This window comes from Stenotrophomonas sp. YJH_SMC_130 (assembly GCF_059369035.1).
Genome location: NZ_JCAFSH010000023.1, coordinates 12,650 through 28,055, shown reverse-complemented (window position 1 = coordinate 28,055; position 15,406 = coordinate 12,650). Strand labels below are relative to the sequence as shown.

Genomic DNA, 15,406 nt, shown 5'->3' with positions numbered 1-15,406 from the left:
GCACTACCACGAACCTGTCTTATCCCAGGTCGCCCAACCGCGCCTGCAACGCCGCGACCGCGGCCAGCCCGGCCGTTTCCGTGCGCAGGATCCGCGGGCCCAGCTGCAGTCCCTGGAACCCTGCCGCTGCCAGCTGGTCGCGGTCGCGCGGCGACCAGCCCCCTTCCGGGCCGATCGCGAGCACGACGCCCCCTGCCGGAGCGGCCGTCAGCGTCGACAGGCGATGTGCGCCCCGCGGATCCAGGGTCAGCCGCAGCGTATCGGCCGGCAGCGCCGCCGCGGCCTGCGCCAGCGACAGCGGAGGCCCCACCCGCGGAATGCGCGCACGCCCGGACTGGCCGCAGGCCGACGTCACCACGTTGTTCCAGTGCGCCACGCGCTTCTCGGCGCGCGCAGCATCGAGCTTCACCTCGGTGCGCTCGGCGTTGACCGGAATGATCGCCGCCACGCCCAGTTCGGTGGCCTTCTGCAGGATCAGGTCCATCTTCTCGCCACGGGCGATGCCCTGCAGCAGGGTGATCGCCAGCGGTGATTCATTATCGATGGCCTGCACAGCATCGATGCGCACCTGTACCTCGCGCTTGCCGGCCACGGTCAGCGTGGCGCTGTAGTCATGGCCGTCGCCGTTGAACAGCACGCAGGTGTCTCCCTCGCGCAGGCGCATCACCCGCACCAGGTGGTTGGCCGTCTCTTCCGGCAGGGTCACGGTCTGGCCGCTGTGCAGCGCCAGGTCGATGGGGCAGCGGGTCACGCGCATGCAATCGCCTCGTCGATGGCCGCCAGCGTGGTGTGTGCCAGCAGCTCCAGTTGTTCGTCATCCACGCAATAGGGTGGCATCCAGTACAGCACGTCGCCCAGCGGGCGCAGCACCACGCCGCGCTTGAGGGCGGCCTTGTAAGCGTGCAGGCCCAGCCGCAGGCCCGGGTCGAACGGCGTGCGCCTGTTGCCGTCGCGCGACAGCTCGAACGCCACCACCATGCCGGCCTGGCGCACGTCGGCCACGTGCGGATGGTCGGCAAACGGTGCCGCCAGCGTGCCCATCACCGACGCGATGCCCCGGTTGCGGGCGATCACATCGTCGTCGCGGAAGATGTCCAGCGTCGCCAGTGCCGCCGCGCAGGCCAGCGGATTGCCGGTGTAGCTGTGCGAATGCAGGAAGGCGCGCTCGCGCGAGTCGTCGAGGAAGGCGTCGTACAGCGCCTGCGTGGCCAGCACGGCGGCCAGCGGCAGGAAGCCGCCGGTCAGACCCTTGGAAAGGCACATCAGGTCCGGCATCACCCCTGCCTGCTCGCAGGCGAACAGGGTGCCGGTGCGGCCGAAGCCGGTGGCGATCTCGTCGGCGATCATGAACGCGCCATGGGCATCGCACAGTTCGCGCACGCGCTGCAGATAGACCGGGTCATGCATGCGCATGCCGCCGGCACACTGCAGGCGCGGTTCCAGGATCACCGCGCAGATCTCGCCCGGATGCTGGTCGAACAGCGTGGCCAGGCCGTCGGCAGCCTGCCGCGCGCGGTCGGCCGCGCTCTGGCCGGGTTCGGCCAGGTAGGCATCGGGCGACGGCGCGAACAGCGCTTCGGCCAGCAGCGGCGCATAGACGCGGCGATACAGCGGGATGTCACCCAGCGCCAGCGCACCCAGGGTCTCGCCGTGGTAGCCGTTTTCCAGTGCAATGAAACGCGTGCGCCGCGGCTCCCCACGGTTCTGGAAATACTGGAAGGCCATCTTCAGCGCCACTTCCACGCCGGCCGAGCCGTTGTCGGCGTAGAACACCTTGGCCAGCGGCTCGCGGCCGGGCTGGCGTGGTGCCAATGCCAGCAGGCGTTCGGCCAGGGTGATGGCCGGCTCATGGCTGAAGCCGGCCAGCATCACCTGTTCCAGCTGCGTGGCCTGGGTGGCAATGGCACCGCCGATGCGCGGTTCGGCATGACCGAACAGGTTGGTCCACCAGCTGCTGACGGCGTCCAGATAGCGGTGGCCGTCGTGGTCGATCAGCCACGCGCCTTCGCCACGGGCGATCGGCACCAGCGGCAGGGTGTCCGGATGCTCACGCATCTGCGTGCACGGGTGCCACAGCACCTGCAGGTCGCGCTGCCGCCAGTGGCGGGCCAGCGGGGAGGGGGTCGGGTCTGCTAGCATTTCGGGCTCATGAACATGTTGCTGCCTGCACATTCTATCGGCCCCGGCGCAGCCGCCGGTCGCCGCGGAGATTCCGCATGAACGATGACCGTGCCGGCCGTCGCTTGCCGATCATCCATCGGATCACCGATGAGGAGAACGGCCCCTTCCAGCGCCAGCATCTGGACCTGGAGTTCTCCAACGGTGAACGTCGCCGTTTCGAGCGCCTGGTCAGCCGTGGTCACGGTGCGGTGGTGGTGGTGCCGATGCTCGACGATGAAACCGTGCTGCTGGTGCGTGAATACGCCGCCGGCATGCATCGTTACGAACTGGGGCTGGTGAAGGGCAGGATCGACGCCGGCGAGACCCCCGAGCAGGCTGCCGACCGCGAACTGAAGGAAGAGGCTGGTTATGGTGCGCGCCGGGTCGACGTGCTGCGCGCGATGACACTGGCCCCGACCTACATGAGCCACCAGTCGTGGCTGGTGGTGGCGCGCGACCTGTACCCGGAAAAACTGGCCGGCGACGAGCCGGAAGAACTGGAAGTGGTGCCGTGGAAGCTGGCCGAACTGGACCAGCTGATGTTGCGCGAGGACTTCTCCGAGGGACGCTCGCTGGCGGCGCTGTTCATTGCCCGCCAGTGGCTGCAGGGAACGCGATGATCAAGCTGACGACGGACCTGCGCGAGACCGCCATCGCCATCGCCCAGCAGGCCGGCCAAGCCATCATGCAGGTGTATGCCGATGGCTTCGAGGTCCAGATCAAGGACGACAACAGCCCGGTCACCGCGGCCGACCTGGCGGCCAACCAGGTCATTGAGCTGGGCCTGCGGCAGCTGACACCGGACCTGCCGATCCTGTCCGAGGAATCGGCGCAGGTGGGCTGGGAGCAGCGCCGCCATTGGGGCGCTTACTGGCTGGTGGATCCGCTCGACGGTACCCGCGAGTTCGTCAAGCGCAACGGCGAATTCAGCGTCAACATCGCCTTGATCTACCAGGGCGCGCCGGCATTCGGCGTGGTGCTGGCGCCGGTCACCGGCATTGTCTGGCATGCCATGCGCGGCGAACTGGCCTATCGGCGGCAGGGCCTGCATGACACCGTGCTGCGCACCCGCACGCCGGCCACGGCTCCGCTGCGCGTTGCCGCCAGCCGCTCGCACCGTTCGCCGGAAACCGAGGCGCTGCTGGCGCGCATGGGCCGCATCGAGACCATCGCGCAAGGCTCGTCGCTGAAATTCTGCCGGATCGCCGAAGGCGGCCTGGATGTCTATCCGCGGCTGGGCCCGACCTCTGAATGGGATACGGCCGCCGGCCAGTGCGTGCTGCATGCCGCCGGCGGCGCGGTGCTGTCGGCGGCGACCGGCAAGCCGTTCCGCTACAACCGCCGCGAGACCCTGTTGAACGGCGATTTCATTGCCCTTGGTGATACCAGCCTGCCATGGCGCGACTGGTTGTCCGACTGATCCTGGAGGCCGCATGAGCGCGCACGACACCCCCACCACCGGCAGCGCCGCAAGCAACGAACTGGAGCGCCTGCTGGCGATCATGGCGCGGCTGCGCGACCCGCAGGGCGGCTGCCCGTGGGATCTGGAGCAGAACTTCGCGACCATCGCCCCCTACACCATCGAAGAAGCCTACGAGGTCGCCGATGCGATCGACCGCGGCGACCTGGACGATCTCTGCGACGAGCTGGGCGACCTGCTGCTGCAGGTGGTGTTCCACGCACGCATGGCCGAGGAGCAGGGGGCGTTTGCCTTCGCAGACGTGGCCCGCGCGATCAGCGACAAGATGCAGCGCCGCCACCCGCACGTGTTCGCCGAGGCCAGCGTCGACGATGCCGACGGGGTGATGCGTAACTGGGAGGCGATCAAGCGGGCCGAGCGCGCCGCCAAGGGCGAGCAGGACACCTCCGCACTGGCCGGTATCTCGCGCGGCCTGCCGGAATGGCAGCGGGCGGTGAAGCTGCAGTCGCGCGCCGCCAAGGTCGGTTTCGACTGGCTGGGTCCGCTGCCGGTGCTGGACAAGGCCGCCGAGGAGCTGCAGGAGCTGCGCGAGGAGTTCGAACGCGGCGATGTCGCGGGCAACAAGGCGCGCGTGCAGGAAGAACTGGGCGACCTGCTGTTCGTCTGCGCCAACCTGGCGCGCCATGCCGATATCGATCTGGGCGCTGCACTGCGCGGTGCCAACCACAAGTTCGAGCGTCGCTTCCGCGCGATGGAAGCGCAGGCCGACGCACAGGGTGAGGCGTTGGCCGAACTGGACCTGGATGCGCAGGAAGCACTGTGGCAGCAGGCCAAGGCAGCAGAGAAGGCGTGAAAACGCTTGGCCTGTTCCTGCTGACCGCGCTGGCCGAGATCGTTGGCTGCTACCTGCCATGGTTGTGGCTGCGCAAGGGAGGCAGCGTCTGGCTGCTGCTGCCGGCGGCGGCCAGCCTGGCCCTGTTCGCCTGGCTGCTGACCCTGCACCCGACTGCCAGTGGACGGGTCTATGCCGCCTACGGTGGCGTCTACATCGGCACCGCGCTGTTCTGGCTGTGGCTGGTCGATGGCATTCGTCCCAGCCGCTGGGACCTGCTGGGCGCAGCGCTGTGCCTGGCCGGCATGGCGGTGATCATGTTCGGGCCGCGCACCTCATCGGTGTAGAGCCGAGCCATGCTCGGCTGCTCTCCTTCCGACCGCGCTGGCGCGCGCAAGCCGAGCATGGCTCGGCTCTACAAGGTCAGCGATGGCGCATGATGTGGGCGACCCTGGTTCCCCGAGCCTGCTCATGTCCCGCTTCGCTAGCTTCCGCGAGTTCTATCCGTTCTATCTCAGCGAACACCGCCACCCGGTATCGCGGCGGCTGCACTTCATCGGCAGTTGCGGGGTCCTGCTGCTGGTCGCCACTGCCTTGCTGCGCGGCCAGCCGCTGTTCCTGCTCGGCGCCCTGTTCTGCGGCTACGGGTTCGCCTGGGTCGGCCATTTTTTCTTCGAGAAGAACCGCCCGGCCACCTTCCAGCACCCGCTGTACTCGTTCATGGGCGACTGGGTGATGTTCGCCGACATCCTGCGCGGGCGCGTGCCCTGGTAGCTCCGCTGTGAATGCGGCCTTCACGCGCTATGCTGGGGCCTGGACGTCATCGATAAGGAAAGCAAGATGTTCCCGACCATGTTCTTTACCGTGGTACTGGCCTTCGTGGCCGTGGTGATCCTGTTCAAGGCCGTACGGATGGTGCCCCAGGGCTACGAGTGGACCGTCGAGCGCTTCGGGCGCTACACGCACACCATGACCCCCGGCCTGCATTTCCTGATCCCGATCGTGTACGGGGTGGGGCGCAAGGTGAACATGATGGAGCAGGTGCTGGATGTGCCCAGCCAGGAAGTGATCACCAAGGACAACGCCGCCGTGCGCGTGGACGGCGTGGTGTTCTTCCAGGTACTGGATGCTGCCAAGGCCGCCTATGAGGTGGCCAACCTGGAAGTGGCGATGATCGCCCTGGTGCAGACCAACATCCGTACCGTGATCGGTTCGATGGACCTGGACGAATCGCTCAGCCAGCGCGAGGTGATCAATGCCCAGCTGCTGAGCGTGGTCGACCATGCCACCAATCCTTGGGGCGTGAAGGTCAACCGCATCGAGATCCGCGACATCCAGCCGCCGCGGGATCTGCTGGACGCGATGGCGCGGCAGATGAAGGCCGAGCGCGAAAAGCGCGCGCAGATCCTCGAGGCAGAGGGTTCACGCCAGTCGGAGATCCTGCGCGCTGATGGCGAAAAGCAGGCCACCGTGCTGGAGGCCGAAGGCCGTCGCGAAGCTGCGTTCCGTGATGCCGAGGCACGCGAGCGCCTGGCCGAGGCCGAAGCGATGGCGACCAAGGTGGTGTCGGCGGCGATTGCCGAGGGTGACGTGCAGGCGATCAACTACTTTGTTGCGCAGAAGTACGTGGAAGCGTTCAAGGAACTGGCCAGTTCGCCGAACCAGAAGCTGGTGCTGATGCCGATGGAGGCCAGTGGCGTGATCGGTTCGATCGCGGGCGTGGCCGAACTGGCGAAGCAGGCGCTGGCCAGCCAGGACAACAAGGTCGCCGGCAAGCGGCCGCCGCCGCTCGGAGGGTGACATGCGCTGGGAAGTCGTCGGTTGGGGCGCGTTGGCGCTGCTGCTGTTCGCGGCCGAAGCGCTGGCGCCGGGTGCGTTCATGCTGTGGATCGGCATTGGCGCGGCGGCGGTGTTCGTACTGGTTGCGGTGTTCAGTGACATTCCGCTGTTGTGGCAGGTGATCGCTTTCGTTCTGCTGAGTGTGGTCTCGATCCAGTGCTACCGGCGCTGGGGGCGGCCGCGGGCACGGCCCAGCGATGCGCCGTTGCTCAACCGCCGCGCCGAGCAGCTGGTCGGCCGCGAGGTGGTACTGCAGCAGGGCATCGTCGGTGGCCAGGGACGGGTCAGCATTGACGATGCGTCCTGGCAGGTGAGCGGTCCGGAGCTGCCTGCGGGTACGTGGGTGCGGGTGCGCAGCGTGCAGGGCACGGTGCTGGTGGTCGAGGACGCAGGCCGCCCCATGTAGAGCCGAGCCCACGCTCGGCTCCCACACGGAGAGCAGCCGGGCATGGGCTCGGCTCTACAGCTCCGGCGCTGCGCTGCGGCACGCCTGCGGGCGACCGATCTGGGATAATGGGGATTCTTGTTTCCTCTGCTGCCGGACCCGGTCATGACCCAGAAGACGCTGCTCAACGATACCCACCGCGCCCTTGGCGCCAAGATGGTCGATTTCGGGGGTTGGGACATGCCCATCCACTACGGCTCGCAGCTGGACGAGCACCACCTGGTGCGTCGCGAGTCCGGTGTGTTCGACGTCAGCCACATGACGGTGGTCGACCTGCGCGGTGAGCAGGTCAAGCCGTTCCTGCGCCGCCTGCTGGCCAACTCGATCGACAAGCTGAAGGTGACCGGCAAGGCGCTGTACTCGTGCATGCTGAACCCGCGCGGCGGCGTCATCGACGACCTGATCGTCTACTACCTGGGCGACGATTTCTTCCGCATGGTGGTCAATGCCTCCACCCGCGAGAAGGACCTGGCCTGGCTGCGCGAGCAGGCTGCGCCGTTCGGCGTCGCCGTCGAGCAGCGCCCGGACCTGGCCATCCTCGCCGTGCAGGGCCCGCAGGCGCGCGACATCGTGATCGGCCTGGCCCGCGAAGCCGACCGCGCAGCGTTGACCAAGCTGGGCCGCTTCGCCGCCCTGCAGGTGCAGTCCGATGACGGCGTCGAGCTGTTCGTCGCCCGCACCGGCTACACCGGTGAAGATGGTTTCGAGATCCTGCTTCCGCAGGACGCCGTGGTCGCCTTCTGGAACCGCCTGCTGGCGGCGGGTGTGAAGCCGGCCGGCCTTGGCGCGCGCGACACCCTGCGCCTGGAAGCTGGCATGAACCTGTACGGCCAGGACATGGACGAAGAGATCAGCCCCTACGAAGCGGCGCTGGCCTGGACCGTGTCGCTGGACGAAGGCCGCGACTTCATCGGCCGCGACGTGCTGGAGGCGCAGAAGAGCGCCGGCACCGCGCGCCAGATGATCGGCCTGGTGATGGACGAGAAGGGCGTGCTGCGCCATGGCCAGACGGTCACCACGGCCAGCGGTCAGGGCGAGATCCTGTCCGGCACCTTCTCGCCGACGCTGGCCAAGGGCATCGCCTTCGCCCGCGTGCCGGCTGGTGAACTCGGCGAGGTCACCGTCGACATCCGCGGCCGTCAGGTGCCGGTGCGGGTGGTCAAGTTCCCGTTCGTTCGGGAAGGCCAGGCGCAGCCCGGCGTGCTCGCCGACGCCTGATCCGTACGTGCCGGTCGTCACTGACAGCAGTGGTGGCCGGTTGGTTACACTAGCCCCGTTTTTTCCACCCCTGCATATCTCTGGAGCAGTCCCATGAGCGAGATCCCCGGCGACCTCAAGTTCCTCAAGTCCCATGAGTGGGCCCGTGTCGAAGGCAATGGCCGCGTCACCGTCGGTATTTCCGACCACGCCCAGGGCCTGCTGGGTGACCTGGTCTACGTCGAACTGCCGGAAGTCGGCGCCGACGCCAAGGCCGGCGAGCAGATCGCCGTCGTCGAGTCGGTGAAGGCCGCCTCGGACGTCTACAGCCCGATCAGCGGCAAGGTCGTCGAGGTCAACTCGGCCCTGTCCGACAAGCCGGAAACCATCAACGAAGATGCCTACGGCGAAGGCTGGATGTTCGTGGTCGAACTGACCAACGCCGATGAGGTCAACGAGCTGCTGGACCCGGACGCGTACGCCGAAGCCCTGGAGAACGAAGACCACTGAGTCGTCGTTTCCGGATTCTGGAACGGCCACCTTCGGGTGGCCGTTTTTGTTTTGGCGACTGCACCGGACTCATGACGCGGGGTTCGCTGCGCACCCTCGGCGTGGCATCAGCCGACAGGCGAACGGTGCCGATGGGCGTGCGCAGTTTTGCGCAAATCCGCGTTTCAGCCCCGCGCCGACGCACTCGGATGTGAAAACTTTTCGCCCCCTGTTGCGGCGCCGCTGTGCTGGCGTTGGTGGCGGCGCCGGTGACCGTCGACGTCGCACGCGCGATGCCGTTGCGAGTCTGTGTCTAAATGCGCGGAGTGCTTATTTCAAGTGTTTTTTGTTCAACGTATGCATCGATGCCGGTGCATGCAGCACGCTTGCGCGACGCTTCAACCGCCATCGCGGGCCGCGTAGAGCAGTGGCGCCGACGGCGCTCGGAAAGGCGCGGATGTGAAAATTTTTCGCGGGGGTTGTTGACAGTAAAAAAAACCGTGATTAGGTTTCGCCTCAGCAGACCTTGCCTGCCCAACCGAGTGCGCAGAATCAATCGTCCGATGCGAAGCAGCCCCTTCAAGACCACCGCGACCCTGATGACGGTGGACACGGCCCCGCTTCCCCCGGAGAAATGCAAGGCACCTCCCGTTCCGATGTCCGCTCCGCCGATCGAGGCGGGCATCGCCGCATCCGTAACGGCGCGCCTGACGCGCCGGCGGTCCCCGCACGCAGCATCCGCGGGTTTGATCCAACTGGGCGTTTCAACTCCCTATCACTGACGAGGAGCCATCCCATGGCAACCAAGAAAGCTGCGAAGAAGAAGCCCGCCGCCAAGAAAGCGGTGAAGAAGGTCGCGAAGAAGGCCGCTGCCAAGAAGGCAGTGAAGAAGGTCGCGAAGAAGGCGACTGCCAAGAAGGCAGTGAAGAAGGCGGCGAAGAAGGTCGCCAAGAAGACCACGGCGAAGAAGGCAGTGAAGAAGGCGGCGAAGAAGGTCGCCAAGAAGTCCACTGCCAAGAAGGCCGTCAAGAAGACCGCGAAGAAGGCGGCCAAGAAGGCCACCAAGAAGACTGCCAAGAAGGCTACGGCCCGCAAGCCGGCCAAGAAGGTCGCAAAGAAGGCGACTGCCAAGAAGGCCGTCAAGAAGACCGCCAAGAAGGCAGTAAAGAAGACCGCGAAGAAGGCTACCAAGAAGGCCGCCCCGAAGAAGGCAGCGAAGAAGGTTGCCAAGCGCAAGCCGGCCGCCCGCAAGAAGAAGGCCGCTCCGGTCGCTCTGCCGGCAACCCCGGCGCCGCTGATCTAAGTACTTCCCGATAGCCGCATCCTGAAACCCCCTTCCCTGGCTGCCCAGCGGGGAGGGGGTTTTTTTATGGGCGGCTTCGATCGCCTGGTGGGGTGACTACCGGCGGGAATCGTTCCACCAGGAAGTCGAGGAAGCTGCGCAGGCGGGTGGAGTGGTAACGGTCGTGCGCATAGACCACGTGCATCGGCCGACCGGCCTGGCCGTGCTCCGGGAGCAGCTGCACAAGTCGTCCAGCCTCGACATCGGCTGCCAGCAGCAGCGTCGACTGCAGGACGATGCCCAGGCCATGCAGCGCCGCCGAACGCAGCGCTTCGCCATTGTTGATCTGCAGTCGACCGTCGGGCACGTGGTCGAGCTCGCCAGCGTCCTCCTGCAGCCACTGCGCAAGTGCACTCGGTTCGAATGACAGGCATTGATGGCCGGCAAGTGCATGCACGCTGTGTGGCGTGCCATGCCTGGCCAGATACGCCGGCGAGGCGCACATCATCAGGCGATAAGGGGCCAGGGCTCGTGCCACCAGCACGCTGCTGTCGGCCAGCGTGCCGATCCGCAGCGCCGCTTCGAAGCCCTCTTCGGCAAGGTCGACCACGCGATCGGTCAGCGTCGCTTCGACCCGGACATCCGGATGGCGCGCCATGTACTCGGCCAGCGCCGGTACCAGTGCATGCGTACCGAAGATCACGGGTGCACTGATGCGCAGCGTGCCCGCCGGTGCCAGGTGCTGGTGCTGCGCCTGCGCATCGGTTTCGTCCACCAGGCGCAGGATTTCCCGGCAGCGCGTGTAGTAATCCTGGCCGAACGGGGTCGTGTGCTGGCGCCGGGTGGTTCGGCTCAACAGCTGCATGCCCAGCCGTGCTTCCAATGCACGCAGATGCTTGCCGGCCATCGTCGCGGAGATGTTCATCGCCGCAGCTGCCGCACTGAGGCTGCCCTTGTCCACGATCAGCACGTAGACCCGCATGCTTTCCAGCAGGTTCATCTGACACCCCGGGTGTTGAATGCTGAAACCTGCGCGGAGTTTATCAATCAGGGGTGATCAAACAGCATGTCGTGCAAGGGCTGGATTGGCCGGCCATGCGGACAGGAGAACACCATGGACTTGAATCTTGCAGGCCGTACCGCTTTGGTGACGGGCGCGGCCAGCGGCATCGGTGCCGCCGTCGCCAGGCAGCTGGCGGCCCAGGGCGTGCGCGTTGCCATCACGTCACGGCAGCGGGCACCCCTGCAGGCGCTGGCGGCGCGGATCGAAGCCGAAGGCGGCGTGGCACCGGTCATCGTGGCCGGCGATGTCACCGTGGCCGGTGACGTCCGGTGCATCGCGCAGGCATCCCGGGAGGCATTGCAACGCGTCGACATCCTGGTCAACGCCGCAGGGGGCTCCCGGCCGACCACCGTCGATGCCGATGATGATGTCTGGGAGGAAGCGATCGCCCTGAACTTTTCCGCCGCGCGGCGGATGACCCAGGCGCTGTTGCCTGGCATGCAGGCGCAGGCATGGGGGCGGGTGATCAACTTCAGCGGTTCGATGGAACCGCGAGCGGTGAACGCGGCCACTGCGGCGAAGGCGGCGCTGCATCTGTGGAGCAAGGGGCTGTCGTCGGAGGTGGCCGGGCAGGGCATTACGGTGAATGCGATTGCACCGGGGCGCATCAACAGCGCGCAGATCCTGGAACGCCTGCATCCCACCGAGGAAAGCCGGCGTGCGTTCATCGCCAGCAACATCCCGATCGGACGCTTCGGTGAACCCGAGGAGGTGGCGCCACTGGTGGCGTTCCTGTCCTCGCCGCTGGCCGGCTACATCACAGGCGCGGTGATTCCGGTGGACGGCGGCATGCACTACTTCGCGCACTAATGCTGCGGAGCTGTAGAGCCGAGCCCATGCTCGGCCGCCTTGCGCCAGAATTCCGCTCAGCCGAGCACGGCTCGGCTCTACACAACGACAAAAAGGGCGGCCCGCAGGCCGCCCTTCGCACACACGATCGAGCCCGCCTGATCAGTGCGGCGACGCCACCGCACGATTGCCCGAGGCGCCCTTGCCCTTGCGCTTGTCCTGCTGCGCCGGGCTGGCGCCCTCGGCCATCAGGTTGTCGCTGCCGAAGTCGGTGTCCACGTCCAGCCAGCGCTGCGCCGGCAGGCCGAGCGCGGAGTCGAGCACGGTCGGCAGCAGGCCGCTGGGCAGGCTGCTTTCGCCATTCCACATGATGGCGATGCCCAGATCGCGTTCCGGCACCAGCGCGACCAGGCCGCGATAGCCCTGCACGGCACCGGCATGGAACACCACGTCGTGGCCGGCGTAGTCGAAGGTGCGCCAGCCCAGGGCGTAGCCGGCCGAGTGCAGGCGCTCGCGGCGCCAGCCCGAACGCATCTCGCCGGGGGTGCTGATCAGGCTCGAATGCAGGGTGGCCAGCAGCGGTGCCGGCAGCACGTCAGGGCGGTGGCCGGTGTGGGCGAGCAGCCACTGCGCCATGTCGCTGGCGCTGGCATTGACGCCGGCCGCCGGGGCCACCCGGTAGTAGGTCGGCTTCGGCGTCAGCGAGACCCAGCCGTTGCGGCTGCGCACGTGAGGACGCGCCCAGCGCGAGCTGGCCTGGATGCCGGCCAGGCCGAGGCTGGCATCGTTCATGCCCAGCGGCTTGAAGATGCGGCGCTCGACCGACTGCTCGTAGAAACTGCCGGAGGCCGCGTAGACGACATCGCCGATCAGGCTGAAGGCCACGTTCTGGTAGGCATAGCAGTCGCCCGGCAGGCACTTCAGGCTGGTGTTGGCCAGTTTCTGGGTCAGCGCGTAGTACTCGGCGTTGCCCTCGATGTCGCGGTCGTAGGCGTTGTACGGCAGGCCGACGCGATGGCTGAGCACGTCGGCTACGGTCAGGCGATCAGTGGCTTCCGGCGAGTTCAGGCGGAAGCCCGGCACGTAGTCGGTGACCTTGCTGTCCCAGCGCAGCGTGCCGTCGTTGACCAGCAGGCCGGCCATGGTGCCGGCGAAGGCCTTGGACAGCGAGGCCAGGCGGAACACGGTGTGCGCATCGACCGGCAGCGGATTGTTGACGTCGGTGACGCCATAGCCGCGCGCGCTGAGGATGCGGCCGCCCTGCACGATCGCCACGGCCATGCCCGGCACGCGTTCGCCATAGGTGAGCTGCTGCGCCATCGATTCGATGTTGGCGACGTTGAAGCCGGGCGCCGGGGCCTGCACGCGCGGCACCAGGCCGGTGCGGTAGGCCGCCGGCTGGGTGTGGGCGACAGTGGGACCGGCAGCGGATTCGATGTTGGTCGGCATCGGCGGCAATGCCGGCGGTGTCTGCGCGGTGGTGGACAAGGCAACGGGCATCAGCATGCCCAGCAAACCGGTGGCCGCCGAACGGATCGGGCGACGCAGGCTGTTCTTTTTCATCGGTTGGACCCGTGCGCGACTGCTGATGGCGATTCTAGCGCCGCTTTTCCCTTGTGCACAAACAAAGCGAAGATGAATGCGCATCTCGTTGAAAAATTTGGAATTTGAGGTACTGAAAGCATGTATCGGAACGTGTCATCCGGGGCCGATCAGCGGAGCCGATCCGCCCGCAGGAAGGCGCGTCGCGCTGGCGATGTTGCGGTGCATTGGCTAACGTACGCGTTTCATCGCCCCGGAGCCTGCCATGCCGCTGTCCAACCGCCGTCTTCAGGCGAGGGACACCGCGTGAGTGCGGTACGGAAGAAGGGGCCGCTGCAGGGCCTGGCGTCGGCACTGCGCGAGTCGCCGGCGCTGTGGTGGTCGTTCCTGTACTTCTTCTGCCTGCTCAGCGGCTACTACGTGCTGCGCCCGGTGCGTGAGGCCATGGCCGCCTCGGCAGACCTGGAAACGGTGTTCCCACCCGTGCTGATCGCCTGGTTCGCCAGCCACGGCATTGCGTTGAAGGACTTCGTCCTGCAGTTCCTGTTCTCCTGCGTGTTCGTGATCATGCTGGTGCTGCAGCCGGTGTACGGCTGGCTGGTCAGCCGCTTCCCGCGACGGGTGTTCCTGCCGGCGGTGTATGGGTTCTTCATCGTGACCCTGCTGGGCTTCTACATGATGTTCGACAGCGGCGTGCCTGGCCGCGGCATGGCCTTCTTCTTCTGGATCACCGTCTTCAACCTGTTCGCGGTGGCGGTGTTCTGGAGCTTCATGGCCGATGTGTTCTCCAATGTGCAGGCCCGGGCCTTCTATGGATACATTGGCGCGGCGGGCACCGTCGGTGCCTTCCTTGGTCCGATCATCACCAGTGCGCTGGTGCAGAGCGTGGGCATCGCCAACCTGATGCTGGTCTCCGCAGCTTTCCTGGTCGTGTGCCTGTTGTGCATCTGGCGGCTGCGGCACTGGGCGGTGCTGCGCGAACGCGAGCAGCAGCTGGTGTCCGGCGAGCAGCCGATGGGCGGCAGTGTGCTGGACGGCCTGAAGTTGATCGTGCGCGAGCCGCTGCTGCGCTGGCTGGCGATCATGGTGGTGTTCGGGGTGGGCGTGGGGACGCTGCTCTACAACCAGCAGGCTGCGATCGTGCGTGCGGCGTTCACTGACCCCGCAGCCAGCACCGCGTTTTTCTCGCGCATCGATTTGGCAGTGAATGCGCTGGCGCTGTTGATGCAGCTGGGCCTGACCCGCTGGTTGCTGTCCCGGCACGGAATCGCCCCGGCGCTGCTGATTCCCGGTTTCGCGATCCTGATCGGCTTCTCGGTGCTGGCGGCCTCGCCGATGCCGCTGATGGTCGCGGTAGTGCAGGTGATGACCCGGGCCAGCGAATTCGCACTGGCCAAGCCGGCGCGCGAGACAATCTACACGCGCGTGGACCGGCAGTGGCGCTACAAGGCCGGCGCAGCGATCGACACCGTGGTCTACCGCGGTGCGGACCTGAGCTTTGCCTGGGTGCACAAGGGCCTGTCATTGTTCGGCTCGCACGTAGTGTTCATCGGCGGCATGCTGGTGGCCGCGTGCATGACCGCAGCCGCGTTCGGTGTACTGCGCGAAGAAAAGAAGCTGCCGCGCGACCGATGATTTCCCGGGCTCCGACCCCCCATCCCTGTCCAAGGAACCGCCCATGTACTGGATCGCACTCATCCTGACGTTGCTCGTGGCCCTGCTGCACGTCTATTTCCTGGCACTTGAGATGTTCCTGTGGACCCGCCCGCTGGGCCTGAAGACCTTCCGCAACACGCCGGAGAAGGCAGAGATCACGCGCGTGCTGGCGGCCAACCAGGGCCTGTACAACGGCTTCCTGGCGGCGGGCATCGTGGTGGGGCTGGTGATCGATCAGCCGGTGCTGGTGACGTTCTCGCTGGCCTGCGTGGTGGTGGCCGGGTGCTATGGCGCCTACAGCGTGAGCCGCCGCATTTTCATGATCCAGGCGGTGCCTGCGATCCTGGCGCTGGTGTTTCGCGCGCTGGCGTAGTTTCCAGCCAACGGCGCAGCCCCTCGTGGGTTGGTCGCGTAGAGCGGGTCATGTGTTGGGTGTGGCGGATGGGCCGTGCAGGGGACGCTGCAAGTACGTCCATGTAAGCTCGATGGCGCCATCCATGGCGCCAACGCCCCTGCACGGCCCACCCGCCACACCCCTGACAGGTTCCGTGTGCGGCCAGCCCACGGAGAAGAAAGAGAAGATCAAGAGCAACAGCAAAAAGCGGCCGGTGGGCCGCTCTTGCTTCTGCTTCTGCTCTTCTTTTTTCTCTTGCGTGGGTAGACGCCGCAGAGATCCGTCCGAGGCCGGAGGG

The 15,406-nt window shown here is 66.7% G+C and carries 18 protein-coding genes; 13 read left to right on the top strand and 5 right to left on the bottom strand.

The features are described 5' to 3' along the window. Positions 1 to 19: 19 nt before the first annotated feature. Both AC5P5V_RS16970 and bioA read right to left on the bottom strand, forming a co-directional pair. Entirely contained in the window at positions 20 to 757 is a 738-nt protein-coding gene (locus AC5P5V_RS16970) for a 16S rRNA (uracil(1498)-N(3))-methyltransferase (protein ID WP_180870121.1), read from the bottom strand. After that, positions 748 to 2,139, bottom strand: coding sequence for an adenosylmethionine--8-amino-7-oxononanoate transaminase (bioA, locus tag AC5P5V_RS16965; protein ID WP_061478895.1), 1,392 nt, complete (start codon positions 2,137 to 2,139; stop codon positions 748 to 750). The genes AC5P5V_RS16970 and bioA overlap by 10 nt, the downstream gene beginning before the upstream one ends. Before the next feature lie 77 nt (positions 2,140 to 2,216). Here bioA and nudE point away from each other — a divergent pair, with 77 nt between their 5' ends. From nudE to gcvH, 9 genes are all read left to right on the top strand, one after another. Continuing rightward, positions 2,217 to 2,780 carry an ADP compounds hydrolase NudE gene (nudE, locus tag AC5P5V_RS16960; RefSeq protein ID WP_005418435.1) on the top strand — a complete coding sequence of 188 codons (564 nt, stop codon included), beginning with the start codon at positions 2,217 to 2,219 and terminating at the stop codon, positions 2,778 to 2,780. Beyond that, positions 2,777 to 3,580, top strand: a complete 804-nt coding sequence (cysQ, locus tag AC5P5V_RS16955; RefSeq protein ID WP_053499520.1) for a 3'(2'),5'-bisphosphate nucleotidase CysQ — start codon at positions 2,777 to 2,779, stop codon at positions 3,578 to 3,580. The genes nudE and cysQ overlap by 4 nt, the downstream gene beginning before the upstream one ends. Positions 3,581 to 3,593: 13 nt before the next feature. After that, positions 3,594 to 4,433 carry a nucleoside triphosphate pyrophosphohydrolase gene (gene mazG, locus AC5P5V_RS16950; protein WP_134968393.1) on the top strand — a complete coding sequence of 280 codons (840 nt, stop codon included), beginning with the start codon at positions 3,594 to 3,596 and terminating at the stop codon, positions 4,431 to 4,433. Beyond that, a complete protein-coding gene (locus AC5P5V_RS16945) occupies positions 4,430 to 4,759 on the top strand; it encodes a YnfA family protein (RefSeq protein ID WP_072168556.1) in 330 nt (109 codons plus the stop codon). Before mazG ends, AC5P5V_RS16945 begins: the two co-directional genes overlap by 4 nt. 124 nt (positions 4,760 to 4,883) lie before the next feature. Next, positions 4,884 to 5,186: an Mpo1-like protein gene (locus tag AC5P5V_RS16940; RefSeq protein WP_134968392.1), complete on the top strand. Its 303-nt coding sequence runs from the start codon at positions 4,884 to 4,886 to the stop codon at positions 5,184 to 5,186. A 66-nt stretch (positions 5,187 to 5,252) separates the two neighbouring features. Next, entirely contained in the window at positions 5,253 to 6,212 is a 960-nt protein-coding gene (locus AC5P5V_RS16935) for an SPFH domain-containing protein (RefSeq protein ID WP_049410653.1), read from the top strand. 1 nt (position 6,213) lies between these two features. Further along, the gene (locus tag AC5P5V_RS16930) at positions 6,214 to 6,657 is read left to right on the top strand and encodes an NfeD family protein (RefSeq protein WP_061478891.1); all 444 of its coding nucleotides are present in this window, start codon (positions 6,214 to 6,216) and stop codon (positions 6,655 to 6,657) included. Between the two features lie 144 nt (positions 6,658 to 6,801). Then, positions 6,802 to 7,914, top strand: a complete 1,113-nt coding sequence (gene gcvT, locus AC5P5V_RS16925) for a glycine cleavage system aminomethyltransferase GcvT (RefSeq protein WP_134968391.1) — start codon at positions 6,802 to 6,804, stop codon at positions 7,912 to 7,914. Positions 7,915 to 8,007: 93 nt separating this feature from the next. After that, positions 8,008 to 8,403, top strand: coding sequence for a glycine cleavage system protein GcvH (gene gcvH / locus AC5P5V_RS16920; RefSeq protein ID WP_005418426.1), 396 nt, complete (start codon positions 8,008 to 8,010; stop codon positions 8,401 to 8,403). Between the two features lie 292 nt (positions 8,404 to 8,695). Here the strand turns inward: gcvH and AC5P5V_RS16915 are convergent, their stop codons facing one another. After that, positions 8,696 to 9,067, bottom strand: coding sequence for a hypothetical protein (locus AC5P5V_RS16915; protein WP_134968390.1), 372 nt, complete (start codon positions 9,065 to 9,067; stop codon positions 8,696 to 8,698). A 111-nt stretch (positions 9,068 to 9,178) separates the two neighbouring features. On the opposite strand from AC5P5V_RS16915, the gene AC5P5V_RS16910 reads away from it, so the two are divergent. After that, a complete protein-coding gene (locus tag AC5P5V_RS16910; protein ID WP_032954412.1) occupies positions 9,179 to 9,685 on the top strand; it encodes a hypothetical protein in 507 nt (168 codons plus the stop codon). A 64-nt stretch (positions 9,686 to 9,749) separates the two neighbouring features. Here AC5P5V_RS16910 and AC5P5V_RS16905 read toward each other — a convergent pair whose 3' ends face one another. Continuing rightward, complete coding sequence (locus AC5P5V_RS16905) at positions 9,750 to 10,664, bottom strand: LysR family transcriptional regulator (protein ID WP_061478889.1); 915 nt, start codon at positions 10,662 to 10,664, stop codon at positions 9,750 to 9,752. 114 nt (positions 10,665 to 10,778) lie between these two features. On the opposite strand from AC5P5V_RS16905, the gene AC5P5V_RS16900 reads away from it, so the two are divergent. After that, positions 10,779 to 11,537, top strand: coding sequence for an SDR family NAD(P)-dependent oxidoreductase (locus AC5P5V_RS16900; RefSeq protein ID WP_134968389.1), 759 nt, complete (start codon positions 10,779 to 10,781; stop codon positions 11,535 to 11,537). A gap of 141 nt (positions 11,538 to 11,678) precedes the next feature. Here AC5P5V_RS16900 and AC5P5V_RS16895 read toward each other — a convergent pair whose 3' ends face one another. Continuing rightward, the gene (locus AC5P5V_RS16895) at positions 11,679 to 13,079 is read right to left on the bottom strand and encodes a serine hydrolase domain-containing protein (protein ID WP_061478887.1); all 1,401 of its coding nucleotides are present in this window, start codon (positions 13,077 to 13,079) and stop codon (positions 11,679 to 11,681) included. Positions 13,080 to 13,364: 285 nt separating this feature from the next. Here AC5P5V_RS16895 and AC5P5V_RS16890 point away from each other — a divergent pair, with 285 nt between their 5' ends. Both AC5P5V_RS16890 and AC5P5V_RS16885 read left to right on the top strand, forming a co-directional pair. Then, on the top strand, positions 13,365 to 14,693 hold the full coding sequence (locus AC5P5V_RS16890; RefSeq protein ID WP_134968387.1) for an NTP/NDP exchange transporter: 1,329 nt from the start codon (positions 13,365 to 13,367) through the stop codon (positions 14,691 to 14,693). A gap of 43 nt (positions 14,694 to 14,736) precedes the next feature. Next, positions 14,737 to 15,087 carry a DUF1304 domain-containing protein gene (locus tag AC5P5V_RS16885; RefSeq protein ID WP_134968386.1) on the top strand — a complete coding sequence of 117 codons (351 nt, stop codon included), beginning with the start codon at positions 14,737 to 14,739 and terminating at the stop codon, positions 15,085 to 15,087. Positions 15,088 to 15,406: the final 319 nt, after the last annotated feature.

Bases quoted from the DNA above. Each gene is read 5' to 3' on its own strand.
- AC5P5V_RS16935 (WP_049410653.1), top strand. From the start codon at position 5,253: ATGTTCCCGACCATGTTCTTTACCGTGGTACTGGCCTTCGTGGCCGTG.
- AC5P5V_RS16885 (WP_134968386.1), top strand. From the start codon at position 14,737: ATGTACTGGATCGCACTCATCCTGACGTTGCTCGTGGCCCTGCTGCAC.
- AC5P5V_RS16915 (WP_134968390.1), bottom strand. From the start codon at position 9,067: ATGCCCGCCTCGATCGGCGGAGCGGACATCGGAACGGGAGGTGCCTTG.
- gcvT (WP_134968391.1), top strand. From the start codon at position 6,802: ATGACCCAGAAGACGCTGCTCAACGATACCCACCGCGCCCTTGGCGCC.
- bioA (WP_061478895.1), bottom strand. From the start codon at position 2,139: ATGCTAGCAGACCCGACCCCCTCCCCGCTGGCCCGCCACTGGCGGCAG.
- cysQ (WP_053499520.1), top strand. From the start codon at position 2,777: ATGATCAAGCTGACGACGGACCTGCGCGAGACCGCCATCGCCATCGCC.
- AC5P5V_RS16940 (WP_134968392.1), top strand. From the start codon at position 4,884: ATGTCCCGCTTCGCTAGCTTCCGCGAGTTCTATCCGTTCTATCTCAGC.
- AC5P5V_RS16910 (WP_032954412.1), top strand. From the start codon at position 9,179: ATGGCAACCAAGAAAGCTGCGAAGAAGAAGCCCGCCGCCAAGAAAGCG.
- AC5P5V_RS16970 (WP_180870121.1), bottom strand. From the start codon at position 757: ATGCGCGTGACCCGCTGCCCCATCGACCTGGCGCTGCACAGCGGCCAG.
- AC5P5V_RS16905 (WP_061478889.1), bottom strand. From the start codon at position 10,664: ATGAACCTGCTGGAAAGCATGCGGGTCTACGTGCTGATCGTGGACAAG.
- AC5P5V_RS16895 (WP_061478887.1), bottom strand. From the start codon at position 13,079: ATGAAAAAGAACAGCCTGCGTCGCCCGATCCGTTCGGCGGCCACCGGT.
- gcvH (WP_005418426.1), top strand. From the start codon at position 8,008: ATGAGCGAGATCCCCGGCGACCTCAAGTTCCTCAAGTCCCATGAGTGG.
- AC5P5V_RS16900 (WP_134968389.1), top strand. From the start codon at position 10,779: ATGGACTTGAATCTTGCAGGCCGTACCGCTTTGGTGACGGGCGCGGCC.
- nudE (WP_005418435.1), top strand. From the start codon at position 2,217: ATGAACGATGACCGTGCCGGCCGTCGCTTGCCGATCATCCATCGGATC.
- AC5P5V_RS16930 (WP_061478891.1), top strand. From the start codon at position 6,214: ATGCGCTGGGAAGTCGTCGGTTGGGGCGCGTTGGCGCTGCTGCTGTTC.
- mazG (WP_134968393.1), top strand. From the start codon at position 3,594: ATGAGCGCGCACGACACCCCCACCACCGGCAGCGCCGCAAGCAACGAA.